Annotated in this window: 20 protein-coding genes; 10 read left to right on the forward strand and 10 right to left on the reverse strand. The window is 71.5% G+C overall.

What is annotated here, in order from left to right; genetic code table 11:
- The first annotated feature begins 25 nt into the window (after positions 1-25).
- Positions 26-961 (forward strand): DMT family transporter, encoded by a 936-nt coding sequence (locus ABZ880_RS04885; RefSeq protein ID WP_361256907.1) that lies wholly within the window; start codon positions 26-28, stop codon positions 959-961.
- 33 nt (positions 962-994) lie between these two features.
- Here the strand turns inward: ABZ880_RS04885 and ABZ880_RS04890 are convergent, their stop codons facing one another.
- Positions 995-2326 (reverse strand): aminotransferase class I/II-fold pyridoxal phosphate-dependent enzyme, encoded by a 1332-nt coding sequence (locus tag ABZ880_RS04890; protein ID WP_361256910.1) that lies wholly within the window; start codon positions 2324-2326, stop codon positions 995-997.
- A gap of 47 nt (positions 2327-2373) precedes the next feature.
- On the opposite strand from ABZ880_RS04890, the gene ABZ880_RS04895 reads away from it, so the two are divergent.
- Positions 2374-3060 carry a pyridoxamine 5'-phosphate oxidase family protein gene (locus ABZ880_RS04895; protein WP_361256913.1) on the forward strand — a complete coding sequence of 229 codons (687 nt, stop codon included), beginning with the start codon at positions 2374-2376 and terminating at the stop codon, positions 3058-3060.
- Positions 3060-3689: an FMN-binding negative transcriptional regulator gene (locus ABZ880_RS04900; protein ID WP_361256916.1), complete on the forward strand. Its 630-nt coding sequence runs from the start codon at positions 3060-3062 to the stop codon at positions 3687-3689. Before ABZ880_RS04895 ends, ABZ880_RS04900 begins: the two co-directional genes overlap by 1 nt.
- 33 nt (positions 3690-3722) lie before the next feature.
- On the opposite strand, the gene ABZ880_RS04905 is transcribed toward ABZ880_RS04900, so the two are convergent.
- The 3 genes from ABZ880_RS04905 to ABZ880_RS04915 form a co-directional block, all read right to left on the reverse strand.
- Positions 3723-4664: a DMT family transporter gene (locus ABZ880_RS04905; protein ID WP_361256919.1), complete on the reverse strand. Its 942-nt coding sequence runs from the start codon at positions 4662-4664 to the stop codon at positions 3723-3725.
- Between the two features lie 247 nt (positions 4665-4911).
- Positions 4912-5922, reverse strand: coding sequence for an EamA family transporter (locus ABZ880_RS04910; protein WP_361257110.1), 1011 nt, complete (start codon positions 5920-5922; stop codon positions 4912-4914).
- 81 nt (positions 5923-6003) lie between these two features.
- Positions 6004-6549, reverse strand: coding sequence for a Clp protease N-terminal domain-containing protein (locus ABZ880_RS04915; RefSeq protein WP_361256922.1), 546 nt, complete (start codon positions 6547-6549; stop codon positions 6004-6006).
- Between the two features lie 198 nt (positions 6550-6747).
- Here ABZ880_RS04915 and ABZ880_RS04920 point away from each other — a divergent pair, with 198 nt between their 5' ends.
- Together ABZ880_RS04920 and ABZ880_RS04925 are read left to right on the forward strand one after the other, a co-directional pair.
- Positions 6748-6936 carry a hypothetical protein gene (locus tag ABZ880_RS04920; protein ID WP_361256925.1) on the forward strand — a complete coding sequence of 63 codons (189 nt, stop codon included), beginning with the start codon at positions 6748-6750 and terminating at the stop codon, positions 6934-6936.
- 115 nt (positions 6937-7051) lie between these two features.
- Positions 7052-7480 (forward strand): SRPBCC family protein, encoded by a 429-nt coding sequence (locus ABZ880_RS04925; protein ID WP_361256928.1) that lies wholly within the window; start codon positions 7052-7054, stop codon positions 7478-7480.
- A gap of 64 nt (positions 7481-7544) precedes the next feature.
- Here the strand turns inward: ABZ880_RS04925 and ABZ880_RS04930 are convergent, their stop codons facing one another.
- Complete coding sequence (locus ABZ880_RS04930) at positions 7545-8186, reverse strand: PadR family transcriptional regulator (RefSeq protein WP_361256931.1); 642 nt, start codon at positions 8184-8186, stop codon at positions 7545-7547.
- A gap of 132 nt (positions 8187-8318) precedes the next feature.
- Between ABZ880_RS04930 and ABZ880_RS04935 the strand changes: the two genes are divergently transcribed.
- Entirely contained in the window at positions 8319-8765 is a 447-nt protein-coding gene (locus tag ABZ880_RS04935) for a hypothetical protein (protein WP_361256934.1), read from the forward strand.
- Here ABZ880_RS04935 and ABZ880_RS04940 read toward each other — a convergent pair.
- The 3 genes from ABZ880_RS04940 to ABZ880_RS04950 are packed head-to-tail and all read right to left on the reverse strand — an operon-like array spanning position 8711 to position 11608.
- Positions 8711-9151 carry a VOC family protein gene (locus ABZ880_RS04940; RefSeq protein WP_361256937.1) on the reverse strand — a complete coding sequence of 147 codons (441 nt, stop codon included), beginning with the start codon at positions 9149-9151 and terminating at the stop codon, positions 8711-8713. The two genes, ABZ880_RS04935 and ABZ880_RS04940, sit on opposite strands and share 55 nt — an antisense overlap.
- Before the next feature lie 34 nt (positions 9152-9185).
- Positions 9186-10826: a thiamine pyrophosphate-binding protein gene (locus ABZ880_RS04945; RefSeq protein WP_361256940.1), complete on the reverse strand. Its 1641-nt coding sequence runs from the start codon at positions 10824-10826 to the stop codon at positions 9186-9188.
- On the reverse strand, positions 10823-11608 hold the full coding sequence (locus ABZ880_RS04950; protein WP_361256943.1) for a cyclase family protein: 786 nt from the start codon (positions 11606-11608) through the stop codon (positions 10823-10825). The genes ABZ880_RS04945 and ABZ880_RS04950 overlap by 4 nt, the downstream gene beginning before the upstream one ends.
- Positions 11609-11691: 83 nt before the next feature.
- Here ABZ880_RS04950 and ABZ880_RS04955 point away from each other — a divergent pair, with 83 nt between their 5' ends.
- Positions 11692-12105 carry a hypothetical protein gene (locus ABZ880_RS04955; RefSeq protein ID WP_361256946.1) on the forward strand — a complete coding sequence of 138 codons (414 nt, stop codon included), beginning with the start codon at positions 11692-11694 and terminating at the stop codon, positions 12103-12105.
- Positions 12106-12193: 88 nt separating this feature from the next.
- Positions 12194-13003: a PhzF family phenazine biosynthesis protein gene (locus ABZ880_RS04960; RefSeq protein WP_361256949.1), complete on the forward strand. Its 810-nt coding sequence runs from the start codon at positions 12194-12196 to the stop codon at positions 13001-13003.
- A gap of 103 nt (positions 13004-13106) precedes the next feature.
- Here the strand turns inward: ABZ880_RS04960 and ABZ880_RS04965 are convergent, their stop codons facing one another.
- Positions 13107-13907 carry a type II CAAX endopeptidase family protein gene (locus ABZ880_RS04965; protein ID WP_361256952.1) on the reverse strand — a complete coding sequence of 267 codons (801 nt, stop codon included), beginning with the start codon at positions 13905-13907 and terminating at the stop codon, positions 13107-13109.
- Positions 13908-14094: 187 nt separating this feature from the next.
- On the opposite strand from ABZ880_RS04965, the gene ABZ880_RS04970 reads away from it, so the two are divergent.
- On the forward strand, positions 14095-15861 hold the full coding sequence (locus ABZ880_RS04970; protein WP_361256955.1) for a substrate-binding and VWA domain-containing protein: 1767 nt from the start codon (positions 14095-14097) through the stop codon (positions 15859-15861).
- A 16-nt stretch (positions 15862-15877) separates the two neighbouring features.
- Here the strand turns inward: ABZ880_RS04970 and ABZ880_RS04975 are convergent, their stop codons facing one another.
- A complete protein-coding gene (locus tag ABZ880_RS04975; protein WP_361256957.1) occupies positions 15878-17395 on the reverse strand; it encodes a glutamate-cysteine ligase family protein in 1518 nt (505 codons plus the stop codon).
- A gap of 551 nt (positions 17396-17946) precedes the next feature.
- Between ABZ880_RS04975 and ABZ880_RS04980 the strand changes: the two genes are divergently transcribed.
- Positions 17947-18531 carry a hypothetical protein gene (locus ABZ880_RS04980; RefSeq protein ID WP_361256960.1) on the forward strand — a complete coding sequence of 195 codons (585 nt, stop codon included), beginning with the start codon at positions 17947-17949 and terminating at the stop codon, positions 18529-18531.
- The last annotated feature ends 302 nt before the right edge of the window (positions 18532-18833 follow it).

Consider the following 18833-nt stretch of genomic DNA (forward strand, 5'->3'; position numbering starts at 1 on the left):
GTTTCTGTGTCGCATGGTTGCGACCATGAGCACCGCCACCGCGCCACGGACCCCCGCCCGGTCCTCCTCCGCCGCCCGCCGTCCCGCCCTCGACTGGCGTCTGCGCTTCGGCGGGCTGTCCCTGATCTGGGGCTTCAGCTTTCTCCTCATCAAGGTCGGTACGGAGGGGTACGCGCCGTTCCAGGTCACGCTCGGGCGGCTGGTGTTCGGAACGGCGGTGCTCGCGCTGGCGATGGCGGTCAAAAGGGAGCGGTTGCCTCGGGGGGTGCGGACGTGGGGGCATTTGGCTGTCGCCGCGTTTCTTCTCAACGCATTGCCGTTCTCGCTGTTCGCGTACTCGGAGCTGACGATCCCCTCCACATTGGCGGGTATCTGCAACGCGACGTCACCGCTGTGGGGCATGGCTCTGTCCCTGGTCGCCCTGTCCGAGGACCGGCCGACGCGGGTGCGGGTCGCCGGCCTGGGGATCGGCTTCCTCGGCGTGCTGACGGTCCTCGGGGCATGGCAGGGCTTCCACGGCCTGGACGCCACGGGCACGGCGATGGCGCTGCTGGCTTCCCTGAGCTATCCCATCGGGTGGATCTACGTCCGTCGGACGCTGGCCGGGTCCAGTCACTCGAACCTCTCCATGACGGGGGCGCAGTTGCTGCTCGCCACGGTGCAACTGGCCGTCGTCACCCCACTGTTCACCACGCTTCCGACGCGCGTCCCCCTCGTCCCACTGCTCGCGATCGCAGCGCTGGGTGCGCTCGGTACCGGGCTGGCCGTGCTGATCCAGTACGGGCTGGTCGCCGAAGTCGGGCCGACGACGGCCCAGATGGTCACGTACTTCATCCCGGTCATCGCAACTGCCGCGGGGGTAGCGGTCCTTGGGGAGTCGCTGAGCTGGTCGACGCCGGTCGGGGCACTGATCGTACTGGTGGGGGCGGCACTCACTCAGGTCCGGCCGAAGACCGGCTGAGCCGATCGACCGCTCCGACACCCCCGTACACGGCTATACATAGTTCCGCGCCGACGACGGCTCCACGGCCTTGGCCACCGCGTCCGCCAGCGGACCGATCTCCTCCGGCCCGAGGGTCGCGACCGTGATGCGGATGCCCGACGGGGCGCTCATCCTGAAGCGCGCGCCCGGTGCCACCGCCCAGCCTGCGTGGAGCAGGCGAGCCACCGCGGCCGTCTCGTCGGGCACGGGGATCCAGACGTTCAGCCCGCTGCGGCCGTGGGACTCGACCCTTCGCTCCGCCAGCGCGGCGATCAGCAGGTCCCGGCGATTGCGGTACGCCGTTGCCACCGCTCTCGCGTCCAGGGCGTCGTCGGTCCACAGGCGCACCACCGCCCGTTGGGTGATGCGGCTGACCCAGCCGGGGCCCAGGCGGTGGCGGCCCCGCACCCGGTCGACCGTGACGCCGTCGCCGGTGAGTACCGCGAGGCGCAGGTCGGGGCCGTAGGCCTTGGCCACCGAGCGGACGAAGGACCAGTGGTGGGTGACGCCGGCCAGGGGGTGCAGGGGGAGGTCGACGATGCCGTGGCCGTGGTCGTCCTCGATCAGGAGGGTCTCCGGGTGCTCGCGGAGCACGGCGCGCAGGGCACGCGCGCGCGTGGCGGTCACCGCGGCGCCGGTCGGGTTCTGGGCGCGGTCCGTGACGATCAGGGCGCGTGCGCCCGACTCGATGGCCCGCCTTACGTCGGCGGGCAGCGGGCCCTCGTCGTCGACACCCACCGGAGCCGTGCGCAGGCCCAGCGCCGGGACCAGGTCGAGCAGGCTGCCCCAGCCGGGGTCCTCCACGGCCACGGTGTCCCCGGGCTTGAGATGCGCCGCCAGCACGCGCTCGACGGCGTCCAGCGAGCCGGAGGAGACGGTCAGGGGTCCGTCCGGCACTCCGTCCGCGTCCAGTGCCGCGCGGGCGATGCGCGCCAAGTCCGGCTCCACGGCCGCGCCCCCGTACAGCACCGGCTCGCGGTCGGCCTGCTCGCCCGCCGCCGCGAACGCCTTCGCCAGCGACGGCAGCAGGGCCGGATCCGGGTTGCCGTTCGCCACGTCGCGGACCCCCTCGGGCAGGTGCATCCCGGCGTACTCGCGCCCCGTGGTGGCCGGCTTGGGCCGCACCCGGCTGCCCCGGCGCCCGGCCGTCTCGATGACCCCGCGCTCCCGCAGGATCCGGTACGCGGACGCCACCGTATTGGGATTCACACCCAACTCCACGGCCAACTCCCGCATGGGCGGAAGCAGTTGACCCGGCTCCAGCTCGCCGGACCCCACCGCACGCTCGACGCTCGCCGCAATCTCTGCTGCGCGTCGCCCCTCGATCCGATATCCTCCTAGCACAAAGCACATTATGCACTAGTGCAATATGAAACGCAATGGAGATCGCGATGCAGGGGACCCAGCAGCAGCCGACGTCGCAGCCCGCCGCCTACACGCCGACCGACCGCACCGTCCCCACGCGTTCCGCGGACCGCGCGTCGTACGACAAGGAGCTGGTGCACTCGATACTCGACGAGGGCTACGTCTGCCATCTCGGTTTCATGCGCGACGGGGCGCCGGTGGTGCTGCCCACGCTCTACGGCCGGGTCGGCGAGCGGCTCTATGTGCACGGTTCGACGGGGTCGCGGCCGCTGCGGATGACGGGCAAGGCCGACCCGGGGCTGCCGGTGTGTCTGACGGTCACGCATGTCGACGCGCTCATCCTGGCGCGGTCGGCCTTCCACCACTCGATCAACTACCGGTCCGTCGTCGTGCACGGCATCGCGTACGACGTGACCGACCCGGAGGAGAAGCGGGTGGCGCTGGACGCGCTGGTCGACCACGTGGTGCCGGGCCGGGCGGCCGACTCCCGGCCGGCGAACAAGAAGGAGCTGGCCGCGACCGCCGTGATCCGCCTCGACCTGGACGAGGTCTCCGCCAAGCTCCGCACGGGCGGCGTGAACGACGAGCCCGAGGACCTCGCCCTCCCGCACTGGGCCGGCGTCGTCCCGCTGCGCAAGGGCTACGAAGTCCCGCTCCCCGACGCCGACCTGTCCCCCGGCATCGCGCTGCCCGACTACCTGGCGGTGCCGTGATGCTGATCCACCCCTGGGACGCCGCCCGCGACGACACCGAGTGGCAGCAGTGGCTCGGCACGCACGACTTCGGACAGCTCGCCGTCAACGGCCTGCCGGGCGAGCCGCCGTACGTCCAGCCGCTGCACTTCGCCTACGACGCCGAGCGCGGCGAGGTCGTCACCCATCTCGCCCGGCCCAACCCGCTGTGGCCGGCGCTGGAGGCCGACCCGGACGTGCTGCTGAGCGTGGTCGACGACTACGTGTACGTCCCCGGCCCCTGGCAGGCCCCGCCGGACACCCCGCCCGAGCACGGCACTCCGACGAGTTTCTACGCGGCCGTCCAACTCCGTTGCCGGGCCCATGTCGTGGACGACCCGGCCGAGAAGGCCGCACTCCTCAACCGCCAGGTCGGCCACTTCCAGCCCGCCGGCGGCTCCGCCCGGGTGGCGGTGGGCGAGGTGCCGTACGGCCGGATGCTGCCGGGCATTCGTGGGCTGCGGCTCGAAGTCGTCGACGTACGGGCGAAGTTCAAGTACGCGGGCCGCAAGCCCGAGGTGTGGGAGCGTGTCGCGGCCGGGCTGACGGCGCGGGGCGGGCCGCGCGATACGGCCGCGCGTGAGCATCTGCTGCGCAGGCGCGGGGCGTGAGAGAGGGGCCCGGGCCAAGGGCCCCTCTCCGGTTCAGCCGTGCACCGGCTCCGGTGTCGCACCCCGAGCCTCGGCCGACGCGAGGCCTGCGACCGAGGTGAGCATCAGCGCGATGCCGGTCAGGGTCGTCGCCGTCAGGCGTTCGCCCAGCAGCGCGAACCCGAGGACGGTTGCGCCGACCGGCTCGAGGAGCATGATCACGGCCACGGTGGCCGACCGTACGACGGCCGCGCCGGCGAAGTAGAGCGTGTACGCCAGGGCCGTGGGTACGGCCGCGAGGTAGGCGAACAGCAGCAGGAACAGGGTCGGGCGGGCGATCTGCGGCAGCAGTCCTCCGGCGAGCGCGAGCGGCAGCAGCCACAGGGACGCTCCCGCGAACGTGTCCACGGCCGCCGCCGAGGCATCGGCACGGCCCTGCCGCCCACGCCGACGGGCCAGCAGCGTCATGGCGCACTGGCCGCCGGCGGAGACCACCGCCAGCAGCACGCCCCACGGCCGTACCGTCGCGCCCGCGCCACCGAGCGTGACGACACCGAGCCCGAGGAGCACCCCGGCGACCGCCACGGCACCACCGCGCCCGAGCCGCTCCCCCATGGTCAGGCGTGCGGCGAGGGCGACGAGGACGGGACCGGTGCCCAGGGTGACGACGGTGGCCACGGCGAGCCCCGTGGCCGAGACGGCGGCGAAATAGGCGGCCTGGAAGACGGCCAGCCCCAGCCCGGTGGCGGTGGCCCGCGCGGCTCGCCGGCCGAGCGGTTGCCGTGGGGCCGAGGAGACCGGCCGGCGCAGGGCGCGGACGGCGGTCAGCAGGACGAGCCCGGCCGCGCAGCGCCAGAAGGACAGGGCGACGGGGCCCATGTCGCTGGTCCGGTGGATCAGCGACGCGGCCGCGCCCGCGGTGCCCCAGACGGCACCGGCGATGATGAGACAGCCAAGACCTCGCCCGACGGGCAGGCCGGAAGCAGCATTCGACACGATGTTCTCTCCGCAGGCGCGCGGCAGCGGCCGGCAGGCGGCGGCCGCGCGGAAGTCAGGGAACGGACCTCGCGCGGACGCGCGGAAGGCCCTCGGACTTCGTCTGCGGGCGACGCCGACTCAGCGCCCGGGTGGAATCGCCCTCGGCGGAGGCCGGAGAGGGATGCCGGGCGCGGTTCTCGGAGGCCCGCCTCAGGCGGCGGGCGGAGAGACGATGACGTGAGTGATCGAATGCACGAACCGGAGACTAGGCCGCGGTTTCGCGGGCCGGCAACTCACTTTCCGCGTGGGCGTCGCCGCTCGCCACCGGTGCGCCGGAGGCCTTCGAAGGGGCCGAGGACTGGGCGATGAACGCGCCCACCAGCACGATGGCGCCGCCCGCGATCTGCGGCGCGGAGAGGTGCTCGCCGAGCAGCACCCAGGCCAGCACGGTCGCGATGACCGCTTCGAGGCAGGCCACGACGCCCGCGACCTGCGGCGAGAGCCGCCGCACCGACAGTACGCCGGTGACGTACGCGAGAACCGTGGCGACCAGGACGATCCAGGCCAGCAGGGCGAGGGCGGCGACCGGCCTGCCGTCCATGTGCGCGGTACCGGTCAGGACGGACCAGTGCATGGTCCAGGGGCGGGCGACGGCGGTCAGGACCACCGCGCCGATCAGCAGGCCGTAGGCGATGACGCCGAGCGGGTCCGGTGCGTCGTCACCGGCGTCGCTGCCCTGGTCGGACAGGACGAAGTAGCCGACCTGGCAGCAGGCGGCGGCGAGCGCGAGGAGCAGTCCGACGGCGTCGAAGCCCAGGCCCGACCAGACCTCGACGACGCAGGCGAGGCCGCCGACCGCGAGGATCACGCCGAGCGCGGCGGCGCGTGTCACCGGCCGCCGCTGCACGAACCGCACCCAGCCCAGCACGAGGGCTGGTGCGAGGTACTCGACGAGCAGCGCGACGCCGACGGGGATGCGGGAGATCGCCGCGAAGTAGCAGGCCTGCACACCGGCCACCGCGAGCAGGCCGAACCCGGCGAGCAGGGCGGGGCGGCGGCGCACCAGCGCTCGGTGGCGCACGGCGACCGGCAGCATCACCAGGGCCGCGCCCGCCACCCGCAGCCACACCACGTGGAGCGGATCGAGTCCCGCCTCGATCAGCGGCTTGGCCGCGACGCCGGATCCCCCGAAGGCGACCGCGGACACGAGCGCCAGACCGAGCCCGACACCCTTGCCGCTGCCGGCCGAACTGCTCTCAGAGGTACGCACCGGCACATGATGACAGGCGATGACATGAGCGTCACCCTCGTTGACACCTGTCTCAACGGCTGGACGCACGCCGGGGGTGGTCGCGGCTCAGCGGCCGGGCCGGCCCGAGCGCGCCAGCACGCTCTCGATGCGGGTGAGGACCGCGCTCGCCTCGATGCCGGCGCGGTCGAGCACCTCGACGGCGCGGGCCTGCGGGTCCATGACGATCGCCGCGAGGAGGTCGACGCCACGGGCCGGTTCGGGGCCGCGGGCGGCGGCGCACTCACAGGCGTACTCCATCGCGCCCGCGGCCAGCGGCGAGAGGCCCTCGGTCTCCGTCACCACGGGTACGGCGCCGGAGTCCTCGACGGAGCCCTGCCAGCGCAGGCCGTAGCCGATGCTGCGCTGCACGAGGTAGCCGAGCAGCCGGGCGATCTCGGCGCCGTCGTCGAAGACGTCCCGCACCTCGGGGTCGTACTCCAGGAGCGAGTGCAGCAGATGGGCCGTGTCGATCTGCCGGTCCCCGTCGCGCACCGCCCGGCGGCGGGCACCCGAGACCACCGCTGCCAGCTCGTCACTGAGCCTGGCATCGTTGTCCGGGCGCGGCCCGACGGCCTGCTCGCCCGACTGCTGCCGGGGGATACGGGGTTGCACATCCCCTACCCCATCAGCCCCTTCGCCGCCGGTCATCCCCGAGGGGAAGCATTTCGGCGTCCCACACAGAGTGGACTCGGCGGGCCGGAATCTCCTCCTTACGGATGAGATCCAGCCGCTTTACCCGCAGGGGCGCGCGCCGCCTTGCCGCACGCCTCGCGCGCAACCACAGCGCCCCGTCGCACGTCCCATAGGTGGATGGAGAGCAGGTGCTGGCTGGTGGCCCTGCCGGCCGTGGACGGGAAGCAGTACGTGTACCGGGTGTACGCCCCGGAGGACGCACTGCCAGCCGACCTGTTCTGGGACGCCTGGCACTGCCACGACGAGAGCACCTTCCCGCGCGCATGGGACCTCTTCGACGCCGCGGTGATACGACGGGTCGGCTGAGCCCGCGGCGCCCGACCGGAACGCTCACACTTTCTGACGGTTCATCAGTATTGAATGTTCCAGGCCCTGCGGCTACGTTCCGCGACACCGTAGCCCGACACGAAGAGGTGGTCGCATGGCCGAAGTCAGCGCGGAGGCCCGCATCGGGGCCCCCGCCGAGAAGGTCTGGGCACAGCTCACCAATTGGTCCGCGTACGGCGAGTGGAACGCGACCCACACGAGCTTCCCCGAGGGCGGTCCGGAGAGCCTCGAAGTGGGCGGGACCTACCAGGAGAACATGAAGCTCATGGGCTTTCCGGCCGAGGTCGAGTGGACCATCGACGAGCTGGAGCCGGCCCGGGTGCTCGCCACCCGGGGCAAGGGTCCGATGGCGGTGAGCCTGGTCAACCGCTACACGCTGACCCCCGACGGCGACGCCACGACGGTCCGCATCGACAGTGAGTTCACGGGCGCGGCGGTGTCCCTGATGGCGGGCAAGCTCAAGGACTCGGCGACGGCCGCGCTGAACGAGTCGCTGCGGAAGCTGGCCGGGCTGGTGGCCTGAGCCACGACACACGGAGGCGCCCCGCACGGATACCGTGCGGGGCGCCTCGTCAGGCCTGCCGGCCTCAGTCCTCGTCGGCGAGGATCAGGTACAGCTTCTTGCGGGCTTCGTTGATGACGGTCAGCGCCTTCTCGCGCTGCTCCTTGCTGCCGGTCTTCCAGACCTGGCCGAAGGCCTCCATCAGACCGAAGCCGGCCTGGCGGATCTCACCGAGCGCCTCGAAGTCGATGCCACGGGAGGCTTCCTCCCAGGGCGCGTCCGGGCCCTCGTCGGCCGCGGCGCGGCCGGCCTCGGTGAGCGAGAACAGCTTCTTGCCGCCCTCGCTCGCGCTGGCGATCAGGCCCTCGTCCTCCAGCAGCTGGAGGGTGGGGTACACCGAGCCGGGGCTGGGCTTCCATGCCCCGCCGCTGCGCTCGGCGATCTCCTGGATCATCTCGTAACCGTGCATCGGCCGGTCCTTCAGCAGGGCCAGGATCGATGCGCGTACGTCACCTCGCCGTGCCCTGCCTCGCGGTCCGCCGCGCCCTCGTGGGCCCCAGGGGCCCGGGCCGAAGCCGGGTCCGCCGAAACCGAAGCCCGGGCCACCCGGACCGCCACCGGGCCCGCCCGGCCCGAAGGGACCGAAGGCACCGCGCCGGCCCTCGAAACCACCCCGGCCGCGAGGGCCGGGTCCACCGTGTCCACGTTCGAATCCATGGGAACGCATCGCAATCACTCCATTCCATCGTTGATCTGTCGCGATGCGTCAACGATATATCGGAACCGATCGCATGGCAAGACCCCGGAGAAATCCGACCGCCGAGGGGTCTTGTGGATCGGACCGCGTACCCTCGGCTCCGTGCCCCGCCGTCCGAGGAAACCACGCCGACTGATCGCCGACGGGCGTGTGTACCTGTGGACGCTTCGTCACAGCCACCGCGCGGCGGACGGCCGCCGGTCCGCGGACTGCCGCGAGACCCTCACGCTGTACCCGCAGCCGGCCGGCGCCGGCGGTCCGCTGCGCATCGTCTTCGCCGCGGGCCCGGGCCGCTATGTCCCCGGCGGGTTCCCCATGGGCTCCGGGGACGTGGGATACGTCCACGGCGGCTCCCTGAACCTGCACGAACCGGGCGCCGTCCGAGCGCTGCTCGACGCGGCGTCGGCCCGCGGGTGGCAGCCGGGGCAGGCGCGGGCGGTGGAGGTCGACGGCTGGCCTCTGCTGCAGGCGGTGACCGCCGCGCAGGACAGTCCTCAGCCGAGCTCCTCGGCCAGTCCGACGAGGATGCCCTCGGGGCCGCGGACGTAACAGAGCAGGTAGCTGTCCTCGAACTGCGTCACCTCGCCGACGAGTTCGGCGCTGTGGGTCTGCAGGCGGGCAAGGACGTCCTGGATGTCGTCGACGGCGAACATGATGCGGCGGATGCCCAGCGTGTTCGTCGGTGCGTTCGCCGGCTCGGCGCTGATCGCCTTCGGCGTGTGGAACCTCGTCAGCTCGAGCCTCCCGTGGCCGTCCGGCGTGCTCAGCATCGCGACGTCCTGTCGGGCGTCGTCGAGCCCGATGACCCGGTCCACCCAACGCTCCTCGATCGGCATCCTGCCCTCCAGCTCCATGCCGAGTTCGACGAAGAACGCAACGGCGGCGTCAAGGTCGTCGACAACGATGAGGATGTTGTCCATCCGCTGAATCGTCATGCCGGTACCTCCTCGGTCTTCGACGGCACCCTCCTCAGTGGCCGCGGAACGCCTCCTCCAGCCACCAGGACCCGTGGTCGCGGGTCACCTTGGCGTCGATGAGCAGGGGTGCGGACCGTGGTCCGGCGACCCAGTCCTCGACGGTCTTGAGGTCGGCCGGTGTGCGTACCGTCACCGCCTCGAAGCCGTAGCCGCGGGCCACGGCGGCGATGTCCGTCTCCGGGAAGGTGACCGTGTCGAGGGCGAAGCCGTCGGGGCCGAAGTGGTGCACCTCGGCGCCGTACCCCTCGTCGTTGTAGACCACGACCACCATCGGCAGCCCGAGCCGGCGCACGGTGTCGAGTTCCACGGCGCTCATCAGCGCGCCGCCGTCACCGAGGGCGGCCACCGGGAGCCGGTCCGGCTGGGCGAGTGCCGCGCCGATGGTGGTCGCAAGGCCCAGGCCGATCGACTGGAAGGCCTGGGTGAAGCAGAACCCGTTGTGGTCCGGCACCGACAGGTACGCGCTCGGGTAACCCATGAAGTTGCCCGAGTCGACGCCGACGACCCGCTCGGCGGGCAGGATGCCGTCCAGCGCGATGCTCAGCGTCCGCGGGTCGATCCGCTCCCGGGTGCCCTCGTCCTCGTACGGCACGTCCCGCCAGCGCACGCGCGCGGCGAGCTCGGCGGCCGTGCCGGGCGTGCGGTACCCCTCGTGCCGCTCGCCGCCCGCCGCCAGGGCCCGCAGGGCCGTGCGTTCCACGTCGCCGGTGACACCCAGGGCGATCGGCCGGTGCGCGCCGAGCGCCTCCGGGTCGTCGTCGACCTGTACGACGGTGGCGTCGGGGCCGATCAGGCTGCCGTGCCGCATGGTCCACATGTTCAGGGCGCAGCCCCAGGCCACGATCAGGTCGGCGCCCTGGATCAGTTCGGTGGCGTGGGGGGATGCGAAGCCGCCGGAGACGTCGAGCGACCAGTCGTTGCCGTGGAAGAGACCGCGGGCCACGGCCGAGGTCGCCAGCAGCGCGCCGTGCCGCTCGGCCAGGGCCGTGAGCGCGTCGCGGCTGCCGGTGGTGCGTGCGCCCCGGCCGGCGACGAAGACCGGCCGTCGGGCGCCTTCCAGTGCTCGTACGAGTTCCGTCACCGCGGCCCCGGACGGCTCGACCGGTTCCCGTACGGGCATGGGCAGGGCGTCCAGCAGGGCCCCGTCGGGCACGTCGAGGGACTGCACCTCGAGCGGCAGGTTCAGCAGCACCGTGCACCGCTCGTGCCGGGCCCGCTGCAGTGCGGCGCGGGCCTGCTCGACCGCGTCGTGCGCCGTCGTCACGCGGGCGGTGACGGCGCCGACGGAGTGGGCCAACACCGCTTGGTCGATACGGAAGTTGGACCTCTGCGCGGTCGCCTCGGCCGCCAGCACGAGCAGCGGCGTACGGCTCTTGGCCGCCTCGGTGATGCCGGTGACGGCGTTGGTCAGGCCGGGCCCCTGGTGGACGCTGAGCGCGGCCACCGTGCCGCTGGTGCGGGCGTAGGCGTCGGCCATGGTTGCCGCGCCGCCTTCATGTCGGGCGGCGACGAAGCGTGCGCCCGCGGCCACCATGGCGTTGGTGAGGTGGAAGTTGCCGGAGCCGACGACGCCGAAGACGTGGTCGACCCCGGCCGCGGTCAGCGCCCGGCCGACGGCCTCCGCGACCTTCACGACCGCTCCACCAGGGCGAGCACGCGGGCCGGGGAGCCGGAGCCGCTGACGATGGGCAGCGGTCCGGCGATGACGACGGCGCCGGTCGGGGGCAGGGCCCCGAGATTCTGCAGCTGGGTCAGCCCGTACTTGTCGGCGCCCAGGAGGTAGGAGTGGCAGGGGAAGGCGGGGTCGAAGGAGTGCGCCCGTCCGGCGTCCGTGCCGACCGTCTCCGTGCCGAGGCCGATCACCGGTGACTCCTCGGCCACCCAGCGGGCGCACTCAGCCGACAGGCCGGGGGTGTGCGGGCCGTTCTCGTCGGCGTTGAGGAAGGCCTCCTGCGACTGCGAGCGAGTGTCCCAGCCGGTGCGCAGCAGCAGCCAACCCCCTTCGGGCAGGGGCCCGTTGTCGGCCTCCCAGGCCTTGATGTGGTCGACCTCGACGAGGAAGTCGGGGTCCTTGGCGGCCTGGTCGGAGAAGTCCAGTACGGCCGCCGGGGCGATCAGGCGCTGCGCCGGCACCGAGGCGACATCGGCGAGGTCCTTGCCGGTGACCCAGTGGACGGGTGCGTCGAAGTGGGTGCCGGTGTGCTCACCGCTGCGGAAGTTGTTCCAGTACCAGGCCGGACCCCGGTCGTCGTACCGGCTGATCTCCTCCAGCTCGAACACCTGGGTCTGCCCGAACTCGGGCGGCAACTGGATCACCGGCGTCGATGCCGACAACGGCGACGTCAGATCGACGACTTCGATCGCCCCGCTCCGCAGCGCGGACAACAGAGCGACGAGCACGGACGGCTGGGACATGACGGCCTCCTGGGACGGGGCTGAACTGCCAACGCCTGCGTGTACAGGGTGTCAGCGTTCCCCGGATCGTCCAGACTCGCAGCATGAACGGACGAAGCCGGGCGGAGGCGCTCGCCGACGTGTGGGAATGTCTGACGGAGACAGCACGCTCCGCGGACGCTCACGTGCGCGGCACGGATTCGTGGGTTCCCCCGGCCGAGGAGGAGCTGGTGCGGGCCGCAGGCGCAAGTGGGCTGCGCCGGTGGTGTCCCTGGACGAGCCACAACCACCTGTGCTTCGCGGACGGCTTCCCCTTCTGGGAGCCCGATGCCGATGACGACTGCCGGGAGCTGCCGGGCAGCATCTCCTTCGACAAGGGCGGCCCGGACGGCAGCCCGGTCTTCCGGGTCCGGAGCGGGCTGCGCATGCGGACTTCGGCTCCCGTGCTCGTGCTCACCACCCCGGACGCCTCAGCCGCCGTGGAAGCACTGGTGGGGCTGCTGGAGCGGGAACCGTGAGCCGTCTGTGCGAGCCGCCCCGAAATCGGTCCAGCAGCCCTGAATTGGCCTTGGTCGTCGTCTCGACGCAGCCTCTAGCGTCGACATCATGCGAATCCGAATCGTCGACGCCTTCACCGACCGTCCCTTCGCCGGCAACCCCGCCGGTGTCCTCCTTCTCGACGCCTTCCCCGACGACGACCGGCTGCAGAAGATCGCTCTGGAGGTGAACCACGCCGAGACGGCGTTCGCGCATCCGTTGCCCGAGGGCGGGGAAGCGGACTGGGCGCTGCGGTGGTTCACGCCCGCGACCGAGGTCAACATGTGCGGCCATGCCACGCTCGCCACGGCGCACGTGCTGAGCACCACCGGCGCCCACGAGGGCACCGTGCGGTTCACCACCCGCAGCGGCGTCCTCGTCGCGACGCCCCAGGAGGACGGCTCCATCACGCTGGACTTCCCGACCGCCCCGCTGACGCCGGTCGAGGTGCCGGCCGGGGTCGCCGAGGCGCTGGGAGCGGAGCCGCTCGTCGCCTTCGACACCGGGCCGAACATCGGCGACCTGGTGATCGAGCTCGCCGACGAGAAGACGGTCCACGCCCTCAACCCGGACCTCAAGGCGCTCAGCGCCTACTCCGAGCGCGGCATCATCGCCACCGCCCGCGCCGAGGACCCGTCCCGGGGCTACGACTTCGTCTCCCGCTGCTTCTTCCCGAACGTCGGCATCGACGAGGACCCGGTCACCGGCAGCGCCCACACCGCCCTCGCCCCCTTCTGGTCCGAGCGCCTCGGCCGCACCGTCCTCACCGGACTGCAGGCCTCGCCCCGCTCCGGCCGCGTCCGCACGGAGCTGCGCGGCGACCGCACGCTGCTGAGCGGCCGCGCGGTCACGGTCATCGAGGGCGACCTGCTCGCCTAGGGTCTGTCCGGCGGATCAGCTCGGCGTCGCGGGGGACAACGCGCAGCCCCTCCCAGCCGACCCGATCCGCCGGACAGACCCTGGAAAACCGGCTGCCGGCGTCTCACGCCGTCGGCAGCCAGCCCACCTTCCCGGCCAGCAGCGCGTAGCCGACGAACGCCCCGATGTCGAGCAGGGAATGCGCCACCACCAGGGGCCCCACCCGGCCCCACCGCCGGTACAGGTACACGAACACCACGCCCATCACCATGTTGCCGATGAAGCCCCCGATGCCCTGGTAGAGGTGGTAGCTACCGCGCAGTGCGGAACTGGCCACCAGCGCGGTCCCCGGGGTCCAGCCCAACTGCCCCAGCCGGCGCAGCAGATAGCCGACGACGATGACCTCCTCGAGGATCGCGTTCTGCAGCGCCGAGAGGACCAGCACCGGGTACTTCCACCACACGTCGGGCAGTGCCTCCGGCACCACCGTGAGATTGAAGCCGAGGCCGCGTGCGGCCAGGTAGAAGGCGATTCCGGTGCTGCCGATCACCGCCGCGATCCCCGCGCCGCGGCCGAGGTCGAACCAGGGCCGGGTGCGGTCGAAGCCGATGGTGCGCAGGCTCTGCCCCTCCCGCAGCAGCAGGTGAGCGACCAGCGCGACCGGCACCAGCGCCGAGGCGATCCCGAACAGCTGCCAGGCGAGATCCAGCCAGGGACGGCCCGGCGCGGCCGAGGCGTTGAGCGTCGCCGCCTGGTCCTTGAGCCCGCCCGGTTTCGTGACCGATCCGACAAAACTGATCAGGGCGGACACACCGCTCGCACCGAGCGAAAGCCCCAGAACGAGCAGCGTCTCATCACGGAAGATCCGCCGCGAGGGCCGTTCCGGAGGAAAAGAATCGGCCACCGCACCCGTCTCAGCCTGCACACCTGACTCCAATTCAGTATTCCCGCCTCATCCCCACCGCGGCCCCGCTAGGGTCTCGAAAGAAGTTACGAAGATCGTGCGCTTGGCCGTCAGGGGGGACGGACGCCGTACGGGGCGTACCTCCCCCCTTTTCCTGCCATACGGCCGTACTGCAGCACGAGGTTCGACAGGGAGGGGCACCACCGTCATGGGACGTCACAGCTTGCCCGATCAGTATGGGGCGGGCCGCAGCGACCCCCGCCCACGCGCCCGGCGCCGCACGGTGGCGATCGCGACGGTCCTCGTCCTCACCGTCGCCGGGGGCACGGCGGTCGCCGTCAGAAGCGGACTGCTGTCCTTCGGCTCGTCCTGCCGCGACAACCCGGTGCGCCTGAAGCTCGCCGCCTCGCCGGACATCGCCCCGGCCCTGACGGCCGCCGCGAAACGGGCCCGGGACGACGACATTACTTCCGACGGCCGCTGCATCGCGGTGACGGTGACCGCGCGCGACTCGTACAAGGTCGCCGACGTGCTCGCCGCGGGCAAGAAGACGGACGTGCAGGTGTGGGTGCCGGACTCGGACCTGTGGGTGGACCGGATCACCGCGAACAACAGCGCGGTGGACGTGACCCCGGCGGGCGCGGTCGCCTCGACGCCGATCGGCGTGGCGATGGTGCCGGCGGCGGCGAAGTCACTGGGGTGGCCGAAGAAGACGTACAGCTGGATCGAGCTGGCCGGGGCCACCATGCAGGACGACTCGCTCAAGCTCGGCGCGGCCGACCCCACGCGCAGCGCCACGGGACTGCTCGCCCTCACCCAGCTCACCACGACCGCGGGGAAGATCAAGGGCGGGGACACCCAGGCCGCGGCCATGATGAAGACGCTGTCGCAGCGCGCCTCGGACAGTGACAGCCAGGTGGTGGACACCCTGCCGCGCAACTCCTCGGGCGCCGAGCAGGGCAACCCGAAGCGGAACCAGGCGTTGATCCTGTCCGAGCAGGCGGCGTACGCGTACAACTCGTCGGCCGACAGCGACGCCGGCCTGGACATGTTCTACCCGAAGGACGGCTCGCCCGAGCTCGACCACCCGTATGCGATGACCGGCCAGCTGACCACCGACCAGAGCCGGGCGGCGCTGCGGTTCATGAACTACCTGCGGCAGCCGGAGCAGCTGCGGCTGCTGCAGAAGTACGGCTTCCGGACCTCCGGCGACGGGGCCCCCGAGACGGTGGTCGCCGAGGCCGGTGGCATCACCCCGCAGCCCTACGACGCGCCCGCCCTGCAGCCGGCCACGGACGCCGCGCTCCAGGAGGCCCTGGGCACCTGGACGATCACGGTGCAGAGCGCCCGGCTCACCACGGTCGTGGACGCCTCGTCGTCCATGTCGGAGCCGGTGCCGGGGACCGGCGGCCAGTCGCGCATGGACGTCACCAAGGCGTCCCTGCTGCAGGCCCTCGCCACCTTCACGCCCGAGGACGAGATCGGCCTGTGGGAGTTCTCCACCAAGCTGGACGGCGCCAAGGACTACCGCGTCCTCGTGCCGACCGAGCGGCTCGGCGACCGGAAGGGCACCGGCACCCAGCGCGACAGGCTGTCGTCGGCGTTCAGCTCCCTGGAACCGGTGCCGAACGGCGCGACCGGTCTCTACGACACCACGCTCGCCGCGTACAAGGCGGCGACCTCGTCCTACGCCAAGGGGAAGTTCAACGCGCTGGTCGTGCTGACCGACGGCGTCAACCAGGACCCGGGCAGCATCTCCCGCAGCGAGCTGATCAGCGAGCTCCGGAAGCTGACCGACCCGGAGCGCCCGGTGCCGCTGATCATGATCGCCGTGGGCCCCGACGCCGACAAGGAGGAGGCCGGGGAGATCGCCAGGGCGACGGGCGGCTCGGGTCAGTCGGTCAGCAACCCCTCACAGATCCAGTCGGTGATGCTGAAGGCGATCGTGGCGGCAGGAGCTCAGGGCGAGGACTGACCCGTCGCCCTCGCTCTCACCCGATCGGCACGGGCTCCGGCAACCCCACCGGCCACGTGTGCACCGGGTCCCCCATGTGCATCAGCTCGCTGTACCTGCGGGTCGTGGCCGCCAGTGCGGAATCCCGCGACAGGCCCGCCTCCAGTGCCCGGTGGAAGGTCGCGGCCTGCCAGGACGCGCCGTTGACCCGGCGCCGGCAGCGCTCGTCGATGACGCCGAGGTACAGATCCCGGTCGGCGGGCTCCACCCCCCACGCGTCCAGGCCGGCCTCGGCGAGCGGCAGCAGTTCGTCGCGTACGAGGCTCACCGCGTCGACCTCGGCCGTGCCGCCGTACCGGCCGCGGCGCGGCCACTGCAGGCGGGCGTCGATGCCGTGCTTGCAGGCGGCGTCGAAGTTGGCGGCGGCCGCCTCGAAGGACATCCGGGTCCACACCGGCCGCGACTCCTCGGCGAGGGCGCGGACGAGGCCGTAGTAGAAGGCCGCGTTGGCGATGACGTCGGTGATGGTGGGGCCCGCGGGCAGTACGCGGTTCTCGACGCGCAGGTGCGGGACGCCGTCGGCGATGCCGTAGACGGGGCGGTTCCAGCGGTACACCGTGCCGTTGTGCAGGACGAGTTCGTGGAGCTTCGGGATGCCGCCCTCGTCGAGGACGTCGAGGGGGTCCTCCTCGTCGCAGATCGGCAGCAGGGCGGGGTAGTAGCGCAGGTTCTCCTCGAAGAGGTCGTAGGCGGAGGAGATCCAGCGCTCCCCGAACCAGGTGCGCGGGCGCACCCCCTGGGCCTGCAGCTCCGGCGGCCGGGTGTCGGTGGACTGCTGGAACAGCGGGGGCCTGGACTCGCGCCACAGCTCACGGCCGAACAGGAAGGGCGAGTTGGCGCCGACGGCGATCTGTGCGGCGGCGACGGCCTGGGCGGCGTTCCAGACGTCGGCGAAGCGGCCCGGGGTGACCTGGAGGTGCAGCTGTACGGAGGTGCAGGCGGCCTCCGGCGCGATCGACTTCGAGCTGCAGGTCAGCCGCTCCACGCCGTCGATGTCGAGGACGAAGTCCTCGCCGCGGGCGGCCACGATCTGCTCGTTGAGCAGGGCGTAGCGGTCGACGTCGGAGAGGTTCGAGGAGACCAGGTCGTCCCGGTCGAGTGTCGGCAGAATGCCGATCATCACGATTCCCGCATCGAGCTCGCCCGCTTTTCGATCGGCATATGCCAGCGAGGTTCGGAGTTCCTCCGCGAGCCGGTCGAATACCCGCCCGCCCAATCGATGTGGGGCTATGTTGACTTCCAGATTGAACATGGCGAGTTCTGTTTGGAAATCTCGGCTCGCGATCCGTTCCAGGACCTGCGCATTGAGCATTTTAGGCATGCCGTCGGCGCCGGTCAGATTCAATTCGATCTCCAGCCCCATGAGATTCTTCGGGCGGTCGAACCGCTTCTGGGCCAGGAGCCGCTCGAGCCCCGTCAGGCACCTGCGGAGCTTGTCGCGGTACTGCTGGCGATCGGAGAGGTCGAACCGACCTGCCACGACCTTCTCCCCCATCGAAGCGTCCCTCCTCGCGTGGGCGGGCCGAGCGCATGACCGCCGGCCTCAGGGTCACGTGGGATGATGCCCAGCCGAGCCGATCGATAACGTCCCGCACGGCCCCGGCGAGCGCTACTCTGGTCGGACATGACCGGCGGCACATTCACCGGGCATGATGCACAGCGCGGTTTCGGGCCGCCTACGAACTCGTGAAAAACGCCGACGAGAATTGGCCGACCGCTTCGCGGGTATTTTCCGAGGTCACCGGCGTGAGGTCACTTCGGAATCGGGATGATTCCCACGTATCGCCGACCGTATACACCCTTGCCGGGTGCACCGGAAACGGCTAGATGAAACACCGCCTGAACACATGTCGTATAAACTCCGCGAACAAGGCAGAGGGTTGGCGCCCCGGTCATGGAACCTGCCGTCCAGGTGACGTACGGCAGGCCTCACCCACGCTCACCGTGCCCAGACCCCGGTCACCGCCTCTCTCGCCTCGTGAGCAGACAGCGCCGTCCGCCCCCGCCCTCGCGCCACCGTGCCTGTCGAATGAGAGGCGACCCACCATGCCGCTGCATGTCCCCCCGGCTCCTGCGCCCGCCCTTCGCACCGTCCTCACCGCCCTCGGTTCGCCCACCGCGGTCCGCGAGGCCCGAACCCCGTCCCTGCTGCGCTCCCAGGGCCCCGCCACTCCCGAACTCCCGCTTCCCGTACACGTATTGGACGAGCTCACCCCCGCGGGCGTATCCGCCACCCGGCTGACCGGGTGGCGTTTCCTGATCCGCTGCGGCGACCGCGCGGTGGCCGCGGCCGAGACCATGCTGACCCCCGACGGCTGGGCCTTCTCGCGCTTCTTCGAGGGTCCCTACATCGCCTCCACCGAGCGCGCGCTGCGCCAGGCCGAGACGATGAAACAGCCCTACCAGCCGCGCCTGCTGTCGGTGCCGAGCCTGTACATGCTCACACTGTGGCTGCACGGCGACTGCACGGCGGACGGTGCCACCGGACACCCCGCCGCGACCGACCTGCTCGTCCCGCTGGCGCCGGCACCGCCCGGCATCGCGGCACACCGCCCGCACCGGGTCGCCGAGCTGCTCCCGGTGCTCACCCATCGGGTGACTCCCGTCCCGCTGCTGGGCTCGCCCGCCTGAAATCGTCCGTCGCGAGGACCTTCGTACCCCGCCCCCGTATTTCCGGGTGGCGGGGTACGTTGCTTTTCCGGACCACAATGCGCTCGTACGAGCAATTGACTGCTCTTACGAGCCGAAAATAGCCCCTGACCTGTACGGACTAGCCCCATCCGGCCACCGCGAACCACCCGAAATGACAGTGCAGTTGGACTGAACCGTCCGCCCGGGTGACGCGTCCTCAACCTGTGAGAAGCGGTGCTGCAAAATGCCTGCGGATTGACGCCCGTGGGGCAACACTGGGACTGGACCGACTTATCACAACG

The sequence above is a fragment of the Streptomyces sp. NPDC047043 genome (genome assembly GCF_040644055.1).
GTDB lineage: Bacteria > Actinomycetota > Actinomycetes > Streptomycetales > Streptomycetaceae > Streptomyces.